Below are 17,954 nucleotides of genomic sequence, written 5' to 3'. Positions count from 1 at the left end.
ACGCGCGGATCGAGGCGATGCGCGATCCCGTGGAGCAGGTGAAGTTCCAGCGCCAGGCGGCGATGATGAAGGCTGAGGCGGCGCCGGTTCTCGGCTACGCGGGGTTGATGAATTTCGCCAGGCCCGCCGAGCCGGGGCGGTATGCCGGGTTGCCTCCCGGCGAGGGCCGGATTGATGCGATCAGAGCGGAAGCCGACCGCCGCGTCTCGGCTATCGCCGAGCGCGCGGGCCTCAACGGCGCCGCGATGGTGGAGCGATATTCCGGGAGCGCCCCCTCGCGCGCCCTGGCCGAGAGCTACGCGAAATCGGAGGCGAAGGAGCGCGAGGCCCGCCGCGCGACCACCGGCGCGCCGGAGGAGACGGCGGCGCAGCGCGACGCCGCCCTGACAGCGATGCATCGCGAGATCGGCGCGGTCTATCGGGCGGCGCAGGAGCTGGCGCGGCAGGAGGCAGGGCGCGACGAGGCGCCCGCGGCGGATCGAGCCGCTGCGCCAGAGAAGGCGAGGCCTGAACGCGCCACGCCGCCGCCCACGCGAGACGCCGGGGCAGGGCAGGGGCCCACATCCCGCCCCGCGCCCATGGACGATGCCGATGACCAGGCCCGCCGCGAACAAGAGCGCGCCCGGCGCATCGCCGCCCGCAAGGCGCGCGACCGCGACGGCGGAGGGCACGGGCTGTGAACCTCGCCCGGACCGACGCCCGCCGCGAAATCCTGACCCTCGCCGCCATCGGCCTGCTTGCCGGGCTGCTGCTCGGCAACCTCGCCGCCGGGGCCTTCGCCGCCTGGCGTACCGGCGGGATCGTCGCCGAGACCGGCTTCGCGACCTTCCTCGCCCACGCCCCCTGGGCGGTGGGGCGGATGACCGAGCCGTTCCGCATCGGCCTCGTGATCTTCGCCGTCACGGGCCTCGTCTGCGCCGCGCTGCTCCCCGCAATCGCGCGTCGGCCGCAGCTCACCTCCCATGGCGCCGCCCGCTGGGCCAAGCCGGAAGAGATCCGCCGCGCGGGTCTTTCGGCCCGCCTCGAGGCTTTGCAGGGGCCAGTCTACGCCAAGCTCGGGGCGCCCGGCTCCAACGCGCCATACCTCACCTCCTCCGAGATCCCGCATTCGCTGATCGCCGCGCCCACCGGCTCGGGCAAAGGCGTCGGCGTGGTGATCCCGACGCTGCTGACCTGGCGCGGCTCCGTGATCTGCCTTGACGTGAAGGGCGAGAACTTCGCGAAGACCGCCCGCCGCCGGGCCGCGCTCGGCGACCGCGTGTTCAAGTTCGCGCCCTATGACCCGGAGGGCCGCACCCACCGCTGGAACCCGATGGACGTTGTGGCCGAAGCCGCCCCTGCCCGCCGCTTCACCGAAGCGCGCCGCCTCGCCGCCGCGCTGATCGTGGCGCAGGGCAACGCCACCAGCTTCCTCGAAGGCGCACGCGAGATTTTTGCGGCGGCCGCCTTGCTGGCTTTCCAGCGCGGCCGCCCGACCATCGGCGAGATCTACGACGCCCTCTCAGCACCCGGCGAGCTGTTCGACTTGTTCGAGACGCTGGCCGAGGAAGCTGCAACTGAAGAAGCCGCCCGCATCTTCCGCCGCATGGCCGGGATGGAGAGCCGGATCCTCTCCTCCTACCTCTCGGTTCTGGCGGACGGTGGCCTCTCGCTCTGGGCCGACCGCATGGTGCGACGCGCGACCGAGGCGACCGACTTCGACATCGCGCAGATGCGGCGCGATCCGGCCTCGGTGTTCATCGTGGTCTCGCCGAACGACCTCATCCCGCTGGCTCCGCTGGTGCGCCTCCTGTTCCAGCAAACCGTCGCCCTGCTGCAGCGCGCCGAGCCCGGCGCCGACGAGCCATACCCCGTCCTGCTCCTCCTCGACGAATTCGCGTCCCTCGGTCGGATGGAGGCCCTGCAGCAAGGCATCACCACGCTGCGAAGCTATGGCGGGCGGGTGATGATCGTCGTCCAGTCCATCGCCTCGCTGCGCGACGGGCGGCTCTACGGGCGCGAGGGCGCCTCGGTGTTCCTCGCCAACTGTCGATTGCAGCTGTTCATGGCGCCGGCCGATGAGGAGACGCCGGAGTATGTGTCCCGCGCGGTGGGGGATTTCACCCGCCGCGCGCGTTCGAAATCCTGGCGGATCGGCGCCTGGGAGACCTCGGTGCAGGAGCGCGCGGAGGGCGCCCGCCTGATCCGCCCCGAGGCGCTGCGCCAGCTCGGGGATCGCAAGGTGGTGGCGCTGATCCAGAACCACCCGCCGGTGCTGGCCGAGCGGGTGACGTACTATGAGGACAAGGCGCTGGCGCCGCTGTTCGAGGACCAGGCCGGCGCCGCGCCTGAGCTGCGCTTGCTGGACGGGGCGGCGGCGAACCCGCTGGCGGCGGCGAGGCAGGAGAGGTGGGATGAGCAGCCTGCAAGGCCTGCGCCAGTAACTGCGGAGCCGATCGCCACGGAAGTAGCGGAGGCCGCTGACGCGCATCCCCCCGAACCTGTGGCGACGACGTACGAGCCCGCCCCGCAGAGCCAGGCGCGAGAGGCGCCGGCGGTCGAAAAGGACGAGGAGGTCGGGACGCCCACGGCGGAACCCGGCGTGGAAGACTGCGCCCGCATCGCGCACGCTTTCGACGACCTGCTTGCGCGGGTGGAGGCAGCGGAGGGCAGGTTCGCCGCTTCCCCTGTCGGTGCCGGGTGATGCGCGCTGCTGCGCCGGTCGACGGCCAATCGCCTCAACCACCTGAGGTGAAGGGCTTGCAAGAACTACCGTCACTTCGGGTGGGAACCGGACCTTTGCTGCGCTCAGCGCATAAGACGACTCCGGAGTGTAGGCTCGCCCGCGGCGCTCAGGCGGTTCGACCCGAGATCAGCCGGGCGGCGTCCGCCAGGGGCAGGAGGGGCGGAGCGCCGGAGGGGGTGTCAGACGGGGTCGAACTTCTGCTTGAAGGCGCGCAGGCCCTCGAAGTTGTAGAAGCCGCCGCCGTGTCGGTAGATCGCCGCGCCGAAGCGGTCCGAGAGGCGGCTGCTGCGCTCGGGCGCCAGGCCCGACAGCGGCGCCATGCCGAGGCTGAAGCGCAGGCAGCCACAGGCCTTGAGCTGCAGCATCAGCTCGGTGAACAGGTATTTCATCGTGCCCGAGGGCGCGTCATCGGCGTGGCGCATCAGGCCGATGCTCGCCGCGCGGCCGTCGCCCGCGGTCATCACGTTTGCGAAGGCGACCGGCTCGCTCTCGCGCAGCACCACCGCCAGCGGCCAGCGCCCCAGCCAGGCGGGGTCGAAGCGGCCCACAGAGAAGCCCTTCTCGCGCGCGTGCTTGGCGACCAGCCAGGCGTCGGAGATCTCACGCAAACGCTCGATCAGCGCCGGGTCATGGGGCGGGGAGAGGATCTCGAGCGTCAGCCCGTCGCGGCCGGCGCGGGCATGGGCGGCGCGCAGCTTCTTGCGCGACGATCCCTCCAACGAGAAGCGCGAGAGGTCGACCACCGCATCCTTGCCCATCTTGTGCAGCTGCATTCCGAGGTCGAGCATCACCGGCACGTCCTCGGCGCCGACCTCGTAGAACACCGGGCGGGCGCCGGCGCGGCGAGCCTCCTCGACGAAGTCGAAGGCCACGTCCTCGGCCGCCTGCGCCGGGCCGACGGGGCCGCCGTATGCGATCCAGGATCCGCCGGAGATGCCGAACACCACGAAGGCGTCGCTTGCGTCCAAGAACATCAGCGACTTGTCGCCGGTCAGCGCGACGCCGGCATCGGGCGAGGTCCCGGCGCGCAGCACCGGCTCGGCCGCGGCTAGCGCCTCAGGGCCGGGGCGCAAGCAGCAACAGCAGAAGGGCAGCCGCGCCGACGGCGAGGCTCGCCAGCAGGCCTGTTCCCCGCAGCCAGCGCACCGTGGTCGCCGCCGCCATCCGGCAGGCCTTCATGCAGCCGGACCGGAAACAGACCGGCGCGACCTGGGCCCATGTCGCCGACCAGGTCAGGGGACGCTGGCCGAAGCTGGCGAGTCTGATGGACGAGAGCGAGCACGACGTGCTGGCCTACATGTCCTTCCCGGCTCAGCATCGCGCCAAGCTGCATTCGACGAATCCGATCGAGCGCCTGAACAAGGAAGTGAAGCGCCGGGCCGACGTCGTCGGGATCTTCCCGAACGAAGGCTCCATCGCCCGCCTGATCGGCGCGGCCCTATTCGAGCAGAACGACGAGTAGAAGACCCAGCACCGCTACATGCAGATCGTGGCGTTCTCCCGCATCGACGCCGCCGCTGACCCTATCTTCAGCATCACCACCGAAGCTGCCTGATCATGGCTTCCAGCTACACCCAAATTTCCACCAGCTTGATGGACGAGACCCGCTGCGACTGCGTGGTGATCCTGCCCCGGTCTGGTGGACACCCGTGTGACCCTGCCCCCGCGAATGCCCCCGATTTTGGGTTAGGCTGTTCTCCTCGGAAGGAGAGATGCGGATGCGCAGGAGTCGGTTCAGCGATGAGCAGATCATCGCGATCCTGAAGGAGCACGCAGCGGGCCTGGGCACGGCCGAGCTGTGCCGCAAGCACGGGATCAGCGACGCCACCTTCTACAAGTGGCGGTCGCGATCCGCCGACATGCCGCACACCGGGTCGACCGCCTCGACGTAGTCTTCCGGTGCAGCGGTGAACTTGTCCCAGCACCCTCTCGAGCAAAAGCGATAGTGGCGGCTTTCGTGCATGTGCCGGTGCTCGCTGTTCTCATCGACTGTCATGCCGCAGACCGGGTCTCTATCGGTCGCAATGATCTATTGAGCGATTTTCATGTTTGGTGCACCGGCTGCTGGGCTGCGCCCATAAGTGGCGCTTCCGGTCAGTGGAAGGTCAAGAGGATCGACTTATACCAAGGCCCGTTGATCAGAACTCATGGGCCCAGGCTCGGCGTCCCAGGGTCATGATGCGCCATGGCTGGTCGGCGAGCTTGTTCCACGCCTCGCAGCAGTGATCGACGATGTCCTCTTAGGAGCGGAAGACCCGGTTCGACAGCCAGTTGTCGCGCATGAACTGCCAGACGTTCTCGACCGGGTTCAACTCGGGCGAGCGGGGCGGCAGGGGCAGCAAGGTGATGTTGTCGGGCACGGCGAGCCGGGCGGACATGTGCCAGCCCGCCTGGTCGAGCATCAACACCGCGTGGGCGCCGGGATCGACGGCGAGGCTGATCTCGGCGAGGTGCGCCTGCATGGCCTCGGTGTCGGCGAAGGGCATCACGAGCCCGGCGGCCTTGCCCTTGGCCGGGCAGATCGCGCCGAAGATGTAGGCCCACTTCGTGCGCTGATCGCGCGGCGCCCGCGGCCGGGTCCCGCGCCGCGCCCAGCGGCGGGTGATCGGATTCTTCTGGCCTACTCGGGCCTCGTCCTGCCACCACAGCTCAAGCTCGGTCCCGGCTGGGAGCCGCGCCCGGATCTCCGCCAGCCGATCGGGGAGGTTTTTTTGAAGTCGGCCTGGGCCTCGGGGTCCTGGTCGTAGTGGCGCGGCCGCGCCGACAACTTGCGGAAGCCCATGGCGCGCAACTCCCGGCCCAGGGTCTGGCGGCTGACCGAGACGCCGAACTCTTCCCAGAGCCATTGCGCCAGGTCCACCAGCCGCCAGCGCACCACGCCATCCAGATAGGGTTTCGGTCCCGCCTCCACGGCCTTCGCCAGCGCCGTACGCTGCGCGTCCGTCAGCAGCGGCGTCTTGCCAGGAGCCTGGCGGTCGACCAGCCCGTCCGGGCCCTCGGCGTTGAAGCGCACCACCCAGTCCCGGACGATCTGGAGCCCGACGCCGCCGATCTTCGCCGCATCGCCGCGGGCGCCGCCGTCGTAGATCGCGGCCAGCGCCAACAGGCGACGCGTCTGACGCGCGTCACGGCTCGCCTTCGCCAGCGTCCTCAGGTCATCCGCCGTGAAATCGGCGCGCAGGGTGATCGCTGTTCCCATGGAGATCCTCTTTCGGTTCTCTCCATGGAATCAGCCCGCCGTCGCGCTGGGAATCCCCTCCGTGAGTCAGCATCAGCGGGCGCTGGTATTATTTCGCTTGGCGCTTGACCTTCCAGTCGGTGGAAGGACTAGGTTACTCTTGGCTGAGAGAGAGGCGATCCCGGCATGAACATCGGAGATGTGGCGGAACGAAGCGGACTCCCCGCAAAAACGATCCGGTACTACGAGGATATCGGGCTCGTGCGTCCGGTGCGTGGCGCGAACGGCTATCGTCATTTCGACCAGACCGAGCTTCACAAGCTCGTCTTCGTCGGGCGGGCGCGGTCGCTCGGCTTCGCCATCGAAGATTGCCGGCTGCTTTTGTCGCTTTACGAGGACCGGTCGCGGGAAAGCGCGGAAGTGAAGGCGATTGCCGAGACCCATCTCGACTCGATCGACCGTAAGATCGCGGAACTCGAACGGCTGCGGGTCTGCCTTCGCGATCTCGTGGCCAACTGCAACGGGGACACTCGCCCAGACTGTCCCATCATCGACGCACTTTCCACGACCCGCGCGGAGCCAGTTTCACGTGCACGTGAGGCTTCGCAAGCCTGGGGTCGTGCCAATGGACGCTCCCACAAGAATGCAATAGTCTAAGACCATGGTTCGAATTCGCCACTTCATCACTGTCACGTTGCTCGCGGTCTTCGCAGCGGGCACCGTCGCGCATTCTGCTGCGGCGATGGAGATGGCGTTGACGATGGCCGTCGCGGATGCAGGTGAAATCGGCATGGACATGCCCGACTGCTCCGGCTGTGATGATGAGCGCGCGACTGACATGGCGGCCTGCGATATGGCCTGTACCGCCCCGCTCGTGGCCCACCTGAGCGATGGCGCGGCGCTGCCAAGGCCAAGCATGCGACCGCAGCATGAACCGTCAGTATCGCGCGACTTGCCCGGACGAACGAGCGGGCCCGCGCTCGATCCGCCGCGAACCCTCATCTGACCAGGCGCCGGTCGGGACAGACCCGACCGCGCGTCTTCGTGCGAGCCTTGGCGTCCATGACGTCAGGAACGCGTCGCCGCAGCCAACCTTGGGTCGTTCCCATCGTGGCGGCGAGACCACCTGTCAGATGAGAAACCCCGATGACATCAGATTCGATGCCCGCGCTTTCGCGCCGGGATTTCGTTGGCGCAACCGCCGCCAGCGCCGCAGGTCTCCTTCTGCCTGCGCTCCGGGCCCGACCGGCACGCGCCGCGAACGCCCGAGAGATCGAGCTGCGCGCCGCAACAGGGCGTGCGCGACTGGTCCCTGAGCCTTGGGGCGAGAGCGATGTCTGGTGCTACGAGGGCGCCGTGCCGGGGCCCGAGATCCGGATCCGTCAGGGCGAACGGCTGCGCCTCGAGGTCGAGAACGGGCTGGCCGAGGAGACCACCGTGCATTGGCACGGATTGCGAGTGCCGAACGAGATGGACGGCGTCCCGCATCTGACGCAGGCGCCGATCACGCCGGGTTCGCGCTTCATCTACGAGTTCGACGCGATAGACGCCGGGACATTCTGGTATCACCCGCACCAGCGCAGCTTCGAGCAGGTGGGACGTGGGCTTTATGGCGCGCTGATCATCGAAGAGGCGAACCCGCCGCGCGTGGACCGCGAGATGGTCTGGGTGCTCGACGACTGGCGGTTGACGGGGGAGGCAAGCATCGCGGACGATTTCGGCGGCTTCCACGACATGAGCCATGCCGGTCGGCTGGGCAATACCGTCACGATCAACGGCCGCGTTCCCGACATCGTGCCGGTGCGGACCGGCGAGCGGATCCGCCTGCGCCTGATCAACGCCGCCAATGCCCGCATATTCGCGCTCGACTTCGGCGATCTGGCCCCACAAATCATTGCGCTCGACGGCCAGCCGGTCACGCCGCATGCGGCCCCCGGAGGCCGGGTGGTGCTCGGCCCGGCCATGCGCGCCGACCTGGTCCTCGATGTGACCGCCGCGCCCGACGCAAAGATCCGCGTCACCGACCGCTTCTTCGCGCAGGACGCCTATGCCCTCGTCGATCTGGCGGTGGCGGCGACGCCTTTGCGCGACGCGCCGCCGGATTGGCCCATGGAACTGGCCCCCAACCCGCTGCCCGAACCCGACCTGACCCGCGCCCAACGGCACGAGGTGACCTTCACCGGCGGCATGATGGGCGGGATGGTCGAACGCCAGATGGGCCTTGCCGGCGACGGCGGCGGCATGGGCGGCATGATGGGTGGCGGCATGATGAACCGGCTGCACGACGGTGGCATATGGTTCATCAATGGCGTGGCGGCGGAAGGCCACATCCTCGACCCGATGCTGACGCTGAAGCGGGACGCCTCGCACGTCGTCGCCATGACCAACGCCACGGCGTTCCACCATCCGATCCACCTGCACGGTCATTCCTTCCGCGTGCTCAGCCGCGACGGCGCGCCGACAGTGCATCGCGAATGGCAGGACACGGTGCTGATGGCCCCGCGCGAACGCGTCGAGATCGCCTTCGTCGCCGACAATCCGGGCGACTGGATGTTCCACTGCCACATCCTCGAGCACCAGGCGGCCGGGATGATGGGCGTGATCCGTGTGGCCTGAGGGGAAAGCGATGCTTGACGTGAACTCCGAAATCGGACGTCCGGTCGGACGGCGCGGCGTGCTCGCCATGCTTGCCGCTGCGACCGTCTACGGACTTTTCCCGGCGCTCCCGGCGCGGGCCGGGGGCGCTGCGGCCTCGGCGCTGGCCTTCGACGGCGATGCACTTGTCGTCGCGGGCGCGCAGGTGTGGCGGCACGACGTGTCGGGTGGCGCCTCTGCGACCTTGCCCGCGCCGCGCGCCCCGGTCCGGGCGCTCGCCTGTCATCCCGCGCGGACTGGTCGGCTCTTCGCGGCGCTTGAAGGCGGCGGGCTCGACCGGTCCGACGATGGCGGCCGGACATGGCGCGCGGCGTCGGGCGGCCTGCCACAGGCGCAGGTCACGGCGCTCGCCATCGCGGCGGGCGCCCCGGATACGGTCTACGTCGCCGTTGCGGGCGACGGGCTGTGGCGCAGTGAAGACGCGGGGACCGGCTGGTCTTTCGTGATGGACCGCCCCTGGATCGCCGAAGCAGAGCGCGAGGTGCTAAGCCTCGCCTCGGTCGATCTGGCCACCGGCATGGGCGGCATCTGGATCTATGCGGGAACCGGGCGCGGCCTGACCCGCGTGCCCGACTGCTTCTGCCGCTGGCAGGACGTCGTGGCGGGCGACGCGATGGATGCGCTGGTCGCGGGCGCGCCACCCGCGACCGAGGCCCCGTTGCCGGAGGGCGAACCCGTCGCCGCGCTCGCCCCGGCCCTGTCCGCCCCGGAACGGCTTGTCGCCGCACTCCCCTCGGGCCTCTGGGCTTCCGCCGATGGCGGAGTGAACTGGGCGCGGAGATCTGGCCACGTCGCGACCGCGCTCGCCGTTCACCCGACAGACCCATCCCGGATCGCCGCCGCCACCGCGGACGGCTTGATCCTCAGCCATGACGGCGGGGCCTCATGGGCCGCGCTCCCCACCACATGAAAGGACATCACATGAAACGTTTCGCCTTGGCCACTTTCGTGGCCCTCGCCACCCCGGCGCTCGCAGCCGAGCCCGTGACCATCTGGCGCAGCCCCGGCTGTGGCTGCTGCGACGCGTACGCGGAGTACCTGCAGGCCGAAGGCTTCGATGTCACCGTGATTGACGACGTCAACTTCGACGACCGCTCCGTAGCCGCCGGCGTGCCCGAGCAAGGGATCGGCTGCCACCTCGCCATGATCGACGGCTATGTCGTCAGCGGCCTTGTTCCCGCCGAGATCATCGAGCGGCTGCTCGAGGAACGCCCCGGCATCACCGGCGTCACGCTGCCGGGCATGCCCGCCAACGCCCCCGGCATGGCGCCCGCGAAAACGGGCGCCCTGCGGACCTATGCCTTCGGGCCGGGCGGAGTGGAGATCTATGCCGATGAATGACACCGCAATCAACCCGTCGACGACCTTGGGCGCCGCCATCGCGGGCGCCGTCCGGGCGCTGTTCACGCGGCCCGGCCTCGTCACCATGGCTTTGGCGGGCGCCTGCGCCACCGTCGCCTTCGACTTCTTCGGCCAGAGCCTCAGCCCGATGCTGGGCTTCGCCAACCTCGCGCCGGTTCCGCTGGCCAACAACGTGATCCAGACACTGTTCGGCACCGCCTACAGGCCAGGCGCCGAATTCCTGCACTACTTCGCGGGGATGGTCGCCTATCCCCTCGGCTGGATGGTGCTCGCGCACCCCATCGCGCGCGCACTCGCGCCGGGGCTCGGCTGGGCGGTCCCCGCCGTCCTCTACGGTGTCCTGCTCTGGGTCTTTGCGCTCTACGTCATGGCGCATCTAGTCGCCGGCAATCCGGCCTTCCTCGGCTTCACCGGCATCACCTGGGTCGCGCTTGTCGGCCATGTCCTTTTCGCGATCGTCGCCGCCCGGGTGGTGGCTTGGCGCGACAGTACCGGGGAGGCAGGCCAATGGGCGACTGCATGAGTCAGATGATGGGCGGGCCCATGATGGGCATGATGTTGGGCGGCGGACTCGTCCTGCTGCTGCTGATCGCGGTGCTGATCCTCGCGGCGGCGGCGCTGATCAAGTACCTGCGAAGGTCCGCATGACGCGCCGGGGCTCGGCTGCGGTCGCTGCTCTCGTGGCGGTGATCGGTACGGCAGGCTGGATCGCGTCTGCTCAACAAGCGCCGGACGCGGAGAGCCTCACCTTTCTCGGCGAGCCGATCACCGCGGCGCAGCTTGCGCTGGGGCAACAGCTCTACGCCGCCAATTGCGCGTCCTGTCACGGGGCGAACCTGGAAGGCCAGCCTGACTGGCGCAGGCGGAACGAGAATGGCCGGATGCCCGCGCCGCCGCACGATGCGAGCGGGCATACCTGGCACCATGCCGACCGGCCACTTTTCACGATCACAAAGCTGGGCGTCGGCGCCGTCGTGCCTGACTATGAAAGCGACATGCCGGCGTTCGAGGGCATCCTTTCGGACGACGAGATCGTAGCCGTTCTGGCCTGGATCAAGAGCACATGGCCCGAGCGCGAGCGCGGATTTCAAGCCGAAGTGACGGCGAATGACGGCGGCGGATCATGAGCGACGGAGCCCCTCACATGGCTCGCCCCGTGGGCGGAAGGCTGCTCGCGATGATACCCATCGTCATCGCGGCGCTGCTTGGCGTCGCCTTCTACTGGGGGCTCTGGAACAAGGACGACCGACTGCCCTCGACGCTGATCGGGCGACCGGCGCCGGTCTTCGCACTGCCGCCAATCGAGGGGCGCAACGACGGCCTTTCGTCGGAGGACCTGCGCGGCGAGGTCTCCATCGTGAACGTCTGGGCGTCCTGGTGCGTGCCCTGCCGCGTGGAGATGCCTCTTCTGGTCGAATTGGCCGGGACCGGAACGGTTCCGATACACGGGATCAACTACAAGGACGCACCCGACGCGGCGGTCGGGTTTCTTTCCGAGCTCGGCGACCCCTATACCCGGATCGGGGCCGACCGGAACGGGCGTGTCTCCATCGACTGGGGCGTCTACGGCCTGCCCGAGACCTTCGTGATCGATCGCAAGGGACGGATCGCCTACAAACATGTCGGGCCCTTCGACCGCCGCGCGCTGGAGGAAGAGATCCTGCCCGTCGTCCGCCGGTTGCAGGCGGAGGACGGGTCATGAGGCGGCGCGACCTGCTGGCCGGCGCGCTGGCCTTCGCTGCGACACCCGCTGTCGCAAGACCCTTGATGCCGCTGCATGAGACCCCGCGCGAGATGCTCTCGCCACCCTTCGTGGATGGCGACGGGCGCGATCTGACACTGGCGGATTTCCACGGCCGCGTGGTGTTGCTCAACATCTGGGCCACCTGGTGCGCGCCTTGCCGCGAGGAGATGCCGACGCTCGACCGTCTGCAGGCGCAGCTTGGCGGTGACGATTTTCACGTCCTGCCCCTCTCGATAGACCGGGCGGGGCTGGGCCCGGTGCGGCGCTTCTACGACGAGATCGGCATCCGACATCTCGACTAGTACCTCGCCGAGGACATCCGCGCGATGCTCGCCTTCGCCGTCATCGGGCTGCCCACGACCCTGCTGGTCGACCGGCAGGGGCGCGAACGCGGCCGCCTGACGGGTCCCGCCGAGTGGGACAGCGCGGAGGCTGTCGCACAATTCCAGACCATCATCGCTGAAAGGAACAGATGACCATGCCTGACGCATCCTATGACCAGGGCGCCGCCCGAGCGGGGGGCTTTTCCATCCCGCTCGGGCGCCGCGGCCTCATCCTCGGCGCGATGGCGCTGATCGGCGCCGGGCTGTGGCTGAACTGGGGCTGGGTGGCCGCAATCGGCGCAGCCCCGCTGATCCTCTCCGTCGCCCCCTGCGCCGTCATGTGTGGGCTGGGGCTCTGCATGAAGGGCGGCACGAAATCCTGCGCCGCTCCGAAGAGTTCGGACGCCGGTCCGGAAACCGCGAGGGACTGATCCTCGCCTCAACAGAAGGAACGATCCGATGACACCGATACAGAAATACGCGATGGCGGCCGTACTTGGCGTCGGGCTCGCCGCCTCCGCCGCCTTGGCGCAGGGCGACGCCCCCACCTCGCCCGAGGGGTCGATGCAGGGCATGATGGGCGGCGACATGCAGGGCATGATGCAGATGATGCAGGCCATGGGTCCGATGATGGAGGCCTGCACCGAGATGATGCAGCAGATGGCGCATCATCAGTCCGGCCATCCAGACAGTGCGATGCCTCCCGCCGGGCAGGACACGACCCCCGCGCCGCAGGGCGGCTGACCACAAGTCGCCCGGGCCGCACTCGCCGCTCGGGCGGCCACCCCGAAGGACCCGATCCGATGAACACCGCTAACAACACCGGTGGCTTGCGACCCATCCGGCGCCTGCTCTGGGCGACCGTTGCCGGAACCGCCCTGGCTTTCGGCGCCGCCGCCCTCTGGCGCGCCTTCACCCCCTCCGACCTGCCGGCGCCCCGCGTGACGGGCGAGGCCGCGATCGTCAACTCCTATTCGCTGACCGATCATGCGGGACGCTCGGTGACGCCCGATTCCTATGACGGGCAGTGGCAACTAGTGTTCTTCGGCTTCACTTTCTGCCCCAACATCTGTCCGACCACGCTCGCCTACATAGCCAGCGTGATGGACATCCTCGGACCAGAAGCCGATCAGGTCGCGCCGATCTTCGTGACCGTCGACCCGGCGCGCGACACCGTCGATGTGATGGCGGAATATGTCGCCGCATTCCATCCGCGGCTGATCGGCCTCACGGGCACCGAGGCGCAGGCCGCCGAGGCCACCGCCAATTTCCGGGTCTGGTACGAGCGGTCCGAAGGCGCCGACGCGCCCGACGGCTATCTGATGGCGCATTCCGGCTACATCTACCTGATGCGCCCTGACGGCGGCTTCGACACGGTCTACCGGGAAGGCGATCAGCCACCTGAAGCGCTCGCCGACGAAATTCTCATGCGTATCGAGAGGGACGAAAGATCCTGATGAAGCTGTTTCTTGCCGCGGTCTGTACCGCCATGTTTTCCGCAGCCGCGCTGGCGGAGGTCGTCGTCAGCGACCCCTGGGCGCGGGCCAGCATACTCGCGTCCCGTCCGGGGGCGGCCTACCTCACGCTGCGCAGCGATGCCGACGACCGACTGCTGTCCGCGACGACTCCGGTTGCGGATCACGTGATGATCCATGCCTCCGAGACGGATGCGGATTCGGTCGCGCGCATGATCCATCTCGACGCGCTCGATCTGCCGGCGGGGCGGATGGTTCGGTTTGCCCCCGGCGGGATGCATCTGATGTTGATGGGGCTCGCGGGCAAGCTCGACGAAGGCGCCTCGTTTCCGCTGACGCTGACCTTCGAGCGCGCGGGCGCGATCACCGTGGGGGTCCCCGTGCTGGGAGTTGCGGCGACCGGGCCGGAGGTGGAACCATGAGTCTGCCTGCACTTTTCGCCCTGCTTCTCCTCGCGGGCGCCGCACCGGCCGCCGCGCACCATCCCGGCGAACGTCTCGACGAAGTGATGGCGGAGAAGGAACCGGCTTTCGAGCCCACGGACTCGCGCCGCATGCCGCCGCTGGCGCTCACTGGGGCGGAAGGCGCCAGCGTCCATCTGTCAGGGCTTGCGGATCAGATCGTCGTGCTCAGCTTCCGGCCCGATGGGTGCGGCGCACCCTGTGCGGATCAGCAGGCCCTTCTGCAGGAGGTTCGCGAAGCGGTGAACGTCACGCCGATGCGCGAGATGGTCCAGTTCCTGACCGTCGGCGGTGACGTAGCGCCCGATCCGGACGGGGAGGCCGCGAACTGGCGTTCCGTCATGCCCTCCGACGAAACGGTGGCGGCAGCCGCCGCGGCCTTCGCGGCGCTCTCATCTCGCGGGACGGAGGCGCCCATGGTCCATGTCATCGACCGGGGCGGGCGTCATGCCGGCATCTTCCACGGCGCGGCGTTCAGGCGCATCAACCTGGTGCTCTACATCAACGGCCGGACCAACGCGCCGCCGCCCGAACCCGGACTGCTGGACCGACTGTTCGGAGCGTTTCGATGACCGCCCGGCCAGAGACCGGTGCGGCGCCGGGACGGGACTGGCTCGATGCGCTGCGTCGCTACTTCGTTTTCGCCGCCATGGCGCACCTGGTCTGGGAATTCGCCCACCTGCCACTCTACACGATCTGGCTTACCGGGACCCCGGGCGAACTCGTCTTTGCGGCGGTCCACTGCACGGGCGGCGACATACTGATCACGCTCAGCACGATCATGCTGTCGCTCTCCGTGTTCGGTAGCGCGGATTGGCCCCGCATTCGCGGGCGCCGCGTGCTTGGGGGCGCGGTGATCTTCGGCGTCACCTACACGATCTTCAGCGAGTGGCTGAACATCGAGGTGCGCGAGGCCTGGGCCTATCGCGAGATGATGCCGGTGATCCCGGTGATTGACGCAGGGCTCAGCCCGATCCTGCAATGGATCGTCATCCCGGTCGTCGGCTACTGCTGGGCCACCGGTGCCCGGCCGTGGCGGCGCGAAGAGTTGGAGGTGGCGCATGGCTGACCTGTCGCTTCTCGGAATGGCTGCGGCTCTGCTGGCTGGGGCGATCTCTTTCGCATCGCCCTGCGTCCTGCCGCTAGTGCCGGGCTATGTGTCCTACATCGCCGGAAGGACGGCGACAGGCGGCGTAGCGTCCGGCAGGGCACAGACGCTTTGGCTCAGCTTCTGCTTCGTCCTCGGCTTCTCGACCATATTCATGATCCTCGGCGCGTCCGCGACGGCTCTCGGACAGGCGCTTCTGCAGTGGCGCTACGAGCTCAATCTCGTCGGCGGCGGCATCGTGATCCTGTTCGGGCTCTTCATGATCGGCGCGGCGCGGATCGGCGCCATGCAGCGGGATCTGCGCTTCCATCTCGACATTCCCGGCGGCAGGCCCGCCGCGTCCTACGTGCTGGGGCTCGCCTTCGGTTTCGGCTGGACGCCGTGTATCGGCCCCATTCTCGGCGCGATCCTGACCGCCAGCGCGGCGAGCGCAACGGTCGGCCAGGGCGTCGCGCTGCTCGCGATCTACTCCGCAGGTCTCGGCGTGCCTTTCCTGGTCGTGGCGGGATTCATCGACCGGCTGGCCGGTCGATTGCGGGGCGCGGGGCGGATCGGGCGACGACTGCACCAGGGTGCGGGTGCGGTCATGGTTCTGATGGGAGTGGCGATGACGACAGGCCAACTCAGCGCAATGTCGTACTGGCTTCTGGATGCCTTTCCGGCGCTGGGGCGCATCGGATGACCGAGGCCAAGGATGGCGAGTCCGTAGCAACGCGACGGACCGTTGCACTTAGCGGCCGGCGCGACCTGCTTGTCCTTCTCGCGGCAGGGATTGGCGCAGTCGCGTTCTTCCGCGGCTCCTCCTGGGTGATCGACCGGGCGACCGACGACCTCGGCTTCATTCCGATGGACGATCCGCCCGGGTTCCGGCGCTTGAGCCTTGTCGGCTCGACGAGCGGCGCGATCAATCCCTTCGCCGGGATCGGTGCGTCCGTTGAGGTTGCCGAGACGGACGAAGTCATCCCCGAGGCGGATTTCTGCAGCGCCCTTTTCGGTCGGACGAGCTTCCAGCCCGGAATTGCGCCCGTCGCGTTCTTCTCCGACTACAATTGTCCGAATTGTGAACTTCTTGCAGAGGACCTGAACGCGCTGGCGGCCGAGGCCCACGGTGGCGTCCACCTTCGTCGTCACAAATGGCCGATCCTCGGCGCAGCGTCGGAAACGTCGGCGCGCGCGGCGATCGCCGCGGGGTGGCAGGGAGCGCAGAGCTCGTTCAACCGGCGGCTGCAACGAACGAGTTTCGCGCTCAGCGAAGCATACCTGCGGAACGTGGGCGCAGTCCGCAGAAATCGACCCGGATCGACTGCTCGTGGATATGGCGAGCGACGCGACAAGGCGCGAACTCCGCACGAGCGCAGCCTTGGTCAAGCGCTTTGGCTTTCCAGGAACCCCAGCGCTGGTCGTCGGTCGCACCATCGTGGTCGGCACGATACGGACGGCGACGCTGGAAGCGCTGTTCAGAGCAGAGCAATCCGCAGGTCCCCCGCCGGGGTGAGGTGGTCCCCGATCCGCGGACAGGCGGCTAGGCTTGGTTCGTCGCAGATCGAGGACGACCGAGATGAAGACGAAGAGACGGCATCACAGCGCCGCGTTCAAGGCGAAGGGGGCGCTGGAAGCGCTGCGGGGCGCAGCTGACGGTGGCCGAGCTTGTGGCCAGGCACGGCGTCCACCAGACGCTGATCAACACGTGGAAGCGGCAGGCCATGGAGAACATGGCGGAGGTCTTCGATGGGAAGGCCGAGGCCGCCGCCGTGGACCGCGAGGCGGAGATCGCCAGGCTGCATGCCAAGATCGGCGAGCTGGTGGTCGAGCGTGATTTTTAAAGAAGGCCTCCGGACGATGAGCGTGTCTCGGAGGCGCGAGATGATCGACCCGTCCCACGCCGCCCTGTCGATCGCCCGGCAGTGCAAGCTGGTGTCGATCAGCCGCTCGGCGTTCTACGCGGGGCCGATGCCAAGGTCAGGATCAGCATGGACGGCAAGGGCCGATGGATGGACAACGTCTTCATTGAGCGCCTCTGGCGCAGCCTGAAATACAAGTGCATCTACCTGCGGGCCTTCGAGACCGGCTCGGACCTGCGCGCCGGACTGCGGGAATGGATCGACTACTACAACGCCCATCGGCCGCATTCGGACCTGGGCGGCAAGACACCGGCCGAGGCCTATGAGGTCACGACCGGATACCAGGCGGCGGCATGACGAGGACCTGAACCAAGCTTAGACGCGCCGCGAACCTGTCCACGGATCGGGGACCACCTCACGCAGGCTAAACGGCGTCCCTCGCCTTATCGCTCCGACACCGGCGAGCGCGCGGGCGCGGCTCGAATGTTGGACCTCAGAGGGTCGGGGCACCGTGGTCGCTCCATCGCCGCTCGGACGGCCCCTTTAAACGCTAGGGGAGGCTCTGGATCGACTGACGTGATCATCCATGCTAGAGGTTCGAGGAACACCAGCGAGGTGCCGTCGCCAGGCAGATAAAATCGGTGATTGGGGTTTACCTTCCAGTAGGTGGAAGTCCTATAGATGATCTCTATGTTCGCCGCCGTTCGACTCATTATAATGCTCGCTCTCATCGCTGCGCTGTGCGCGGGCGGTTCGTCCGCCGCGTCGAATCACGGCTCAGTGCCGGAGGCTCGGGCGGCGGATCGAATGGCGCATGCAGTCCATCACATGGCTCCCGACGCCGAGGCGTGCGACATGTCCATCGCTCACTGCACGACGGCAGCGCTGCCCTGCCAGTCGGCTCTGGTTTTCGAACGGGTGCCGTGTCCCATCCGTCATGCGTCCGCCCGGCTCGCGCTTGCAGACCTGGCCCGTGCAGACCTCGATACGCCCCCTCCGCGAAGCTGAACGACCGAACGCTCTTTCCAGGGTTTTCGTCACCGACCTTCATCTTCAAAGAGGACACCATGCTGAAATCCAAC

At 68.2% G+C, this 17,954-nt stretch carries 21 protein-coding genes and 5 pseudogenes; 23 read left to right on the top strand and 3 right to left on the bottom strand.

Annotated features, from left to right (window positions below; translation table 11 throughout):
- Both BM064_RS27690 and virD4 read left to right on the top strand, forming a co-directional pair.
- A pseudogene (locus BM064_RS27690) lies at nt 1-680 on the top strand (hypothetical protein); the annotation flags it as partial.
- Nucleotides 677-2,683, top strand: coding sequence for a type IV secretion system ATPase VirD4 (gene virD4, locus BM064_RS25680; RefSeq protein ID WP_092866165.1), 2,007 nt, complete (start codon nt 677-679; stop codon nt 2,681-2,683). The pseudogene BM064_RS27690 and the gene virD4, both read left to right, overlap by 4 nt.
- Before the next feature lie 221 nt (nt 2,684-2,904).
- On the opposite strand, the gene BM064_RS25675 is transcribed toward virD4, so the two are convergent.
- Nucleotides 2,905-3,759 (bottom strand): phosphatidylglycerol lysyltransferase domain-containing protein, encoded by an 855-nt coding sequence (locus BM064_RS25675; RefSeq protein WP_177236403.1) that lies wholly within the window; start codon nt 3,757-3,759, stop codon nt 2,905-2,907.
- A gap of 74 nt (nt 3,760-3,833) precedes the next feature.
- Between BM064_RS25675 and BM064_RS25670 the strand changes: the two are divergent.
- Both BM064_RS25670 and BM064_RS25665 read left to right on the top strand, forming a co-directional pair.
- Nucleotides 3,834-4,280 (top strand): annotated as a pseudogene (locus BM064_RS25670) (transposase); the annotation flags it as partial.
- 163 nt (nt 4,281-4,443) lie between these two features.
- Nucleotides 4,444-4,587: pseudogene (locus BM064_RS25665) on the top strand (transposase); the annotation flags it as partial.
- Here the strand turns inward: BM064_RS25665 and BM064_RS25660 are convergent.
- The gene (locus tag BM064_RS25660; RefSeq protein WP_245779298.1) at nt 4,557-4,688 is read right to left on the bottom strand and encodes a hypothetical protein; all 132 of its coding nucleotides are present in this window, start codon (nt 4,686-4,688) and stop codon (nt 4,557-4,559) included. The pseudogene BM064_RS25665 and the gene BM064_RS25660 overlap by 31 nt on opposite strands.
- Nucleotides 4,689-4,863: 175 nt before the next feature.
- Nucleotides 4,864-5,924 (bottom strand): annotated as a pseudogene (locus BM064_RS25655) (IS630 family transposase).
- A 165-nt stretch (nt 5,925-6,089) separates the two neighbouring features.
- On the opposite strand from BM064_RS25655, the gene cueR reads away from it, so the two are divergent.
- From cueR to BM064_RS25570, 19 genes and pseudogenes are all read left to right on the top strand, one after another.
- Nucleotides 6,090-6,560, top strand: coding sequence for a Cu(I)-responsive transcriptional regulator (gene cueR / locus BM064_RS25650; RefSeq protein WP_092866156.1), 471 nt, complete (start codon nt 6,090-6,092; stop codon nt 6,558-6,560).
- A gap of 4 nt (nt 6,561-6,564) precedes the next feature.
- Complete coding sequence (locus BM064_RS25645) at nt 6,565-6,909, top strand: hypothetical protein (RefSeq protein ID WP_092866153.1); 345 nt, start codon at nt 6,565-6,567, stop codon at nt 6,907-6,909.
- 140 nt (nt 6,910-7,049) lie between these two features.
- Nucleotides 7,050-8,519: a multicopper oxidase family protein gene (locus BM064_RS25640; RefSeq protein WP_092866150.1), complete on the top strand. Its 1,470-nt coding sequence runs from the start codon at nt 7,050-7,052 to the stop codon at nt 8,517-8,519.
- Between the two features lie 10 nt (nt 8,520-8,529).
- Nucleotides 8,530-9,468 (top strand): WD40/YVTN/BNR-like repeat-containing protein, encoded by a 939-nt coding sequence (locus tag BM064_RS25635; protein ID WP_245779296.1) that lies wholly within the window; start codon nt 8,530-8,532, stop codon nt 9,466-9,468.
- Between the two features lie 11 nt (nt 9,469-9,479).
- Nucleotides 9,480-9,899: a DUF411 domain-containing protein gene (locus tag BM064_RS25630; RefSeq protein WP_245779295.1), complete on the top strand. Its 420-nt coding sequence runs from the start codon at nt 9,480-9,482 to the stop codon at nt 9,897-9,899.
- On the top strand, nt 9,892-10,443 hold the full coding sequence (locus tag BM064_RS25625; protein ID WP_245779294.1) for a hypothetical protein: 552 nt from the start codon (nt 9,892-9,894) through the stop codon (nt 10,441-10,443). The genes BM064_RS25630 and BM064_RS25625 overlap by 8 nt, the downstream gene beginning before the upstream one ends.
- On the top strand, nt 10,440-10,568 hold the full coding sequence (locus tag BM064_RS28415; RefSeq protein ID WP_281244908.1) for a hypothetical protein: 129 nt from the start codon (nt 10,440-10,442) through the stop codon (nt 10,566-10,568). Before BM064_RS25625 ends, BM064_RS28415 begins: the two co-directional genes overlap by 4 nt.
- Complete coding sequence (locus BM064_RS25620; RefSeq protein WP_092866143.1) at nt 10,565-11,047, top strand: c-type cytochrome; 483 nt, start codon at nt 10,565-10,567, stop codon at nt 11,045-11,047. Before BM064_RS28415 ends, BM064_RS25620 begins: the two co-directional genes overlap by 4 nt.
- Before the next feature lie 50 nt (nt 11,048-11,097).
- Nucleotides 11,098-11,622, top strand: coding sequence for a DsbE family thiol:disulfide interchange protein (locus BM064_RS25615; RefSeq protein WP_425426196.1), 525 nt, complete (start codon nt 11,098-11,100; stop codon nt 11,620-11,622).
- Nucleotides 11,619-11,966, top strand: a complete 348-nt coding sequence (locus BM064_RS25610; protein WP_245779292.1) for a TlpA disulfide reductase family protein — start codon at nt 11,619-11,621, stop codon at nt 11,964-11,966. The genes BM064_RS25615 and BM064_RS25610 overlap by 4 nt, the downstream gene beginning before the upstream one ends.
- Nucleotides 11,967-11,990: 24 nt before the next feature.
- Nucleotides 11,991-12,140 (top strand): TlpA family protein disulfide reductase, encoded by a 150-nt coding sequence (locus tag BM064_RS28235; protein ID WP_245779291.1) that lies wholly within the window; start codon nt 11,991-11,993, stop codon nt 12,138-12,140.
- A gap of 2 nt (nt 12,141-12,142) precedes the next feature.
- Nucleotides 12,143-12,418, top strand: a complete 276-nt coding sequence (locus tag BM064_RS25605; protein ID WP_092866136.1) for a hypothetical protein — start codon at nt 12,143-12,145, stop codon at nt 12,416-12,418.
- A gap of 28 nt (nt 12,419-12,446) precedes the next feature.
- Complete coding sequence (locus BM064_RS25600; RefSeq protein WP_245779290.1) at nt 12,447-12,731, top strand: hypothetical protein; 285 nt, start codon at nt 12,447-12,449, stop codon at nt 12,729-12,731.
- A 59-nt stretch (nt 12,732-12,790) separates the two neighbouring features.
- The gene (locus tag BM064_RS25595; RefSeq protein ID WP_092866133.1) at nt 12,791-13,444 is read left to right on the top strand and encodes an SCO family protein; all 654 of its coding nucleotides are present in this window, start codon (nt 12,791-12,793) and stop codon (nt 13,442-13,444) included.
- Nucleotides 13,444-13,884: a copper chaperone PCu(A)C gene (locus tag BM064_RS25590; protein ID WP_092866130.1), complete on the top strand. Its 441-nt coding sequence runs from the start codon at nt 13,444-13,446 to the stop codon at nt 13,882-13,884. The genes BM064_RS25595 and BM064_RS25590 overlap by 1 nt, the downstream gene beginning before the upstream one ends.
- A complete protein-coding gene (locus tag BM064_RS25585) occupies nt 13,881-14,495 on the top strand; it encodes a peroxiredoxin family protein (protein WP_092866127.1) in 615 nt (204 codons plus the stop codon). The genes BM064_RS25590 and BM064_RS25585 overlap by 4 nt, the downstream gene beginning before the upstream one ends.
- The gene (locus tag BM064_RS25580; RefSeq protein WP_092866124.1) at nt 14,492-14,992 is read left to right on the top strand and encodes a hypothetical protein; all 501 of its coding nucleotides are present in this window, start codon (nt 14,492-14,494) and stop codon (nt 14,990-14,992) included. The genes BM064_RS25585 and BM064_RS25580 overlap by 4 nt, the downstream gene beginning before the upstream one ends.
- On the top strand, nt 14,985-15,713 hold the full coding sequence (locus BM064_RS25575; RefSeq protein WP_092866121.1) for a cytochrome c biogenesis CcdA family protein: 729 nt from the start codon (nt 14,985-14,987) through the stop codon (nt 15,711-15,713). The genes BM064_RS25580 and BM064_RS25575 overlap by 8 nt, the downstream gene beginning before the upstream one ends.
- An 876-nt stretch (nt 15,714-16,589) precedes the next feature.
- Nucleotides 16,590-17,229, top strand: a pseudogene (locus tag BM064_RS25570) (integrase core domain-containing protein).
- Nucleotides 17,230-17,954 lie beyond the last annotated feature (725 nt).

Source organism: Albimonas pacifica, from assembly GCF_900113695.1.
Lineage (GTDB): Bacteria > Pseudomonadota > Alphaproteobacteria > Rhodobacterales > Rhodobacteraceae > Albimonas > Albimonas pacifica.
Note: the sequence above shows the minus strand (reverse complement) of the source record. Positions and strands in the feature narration are given on the sequence as shown.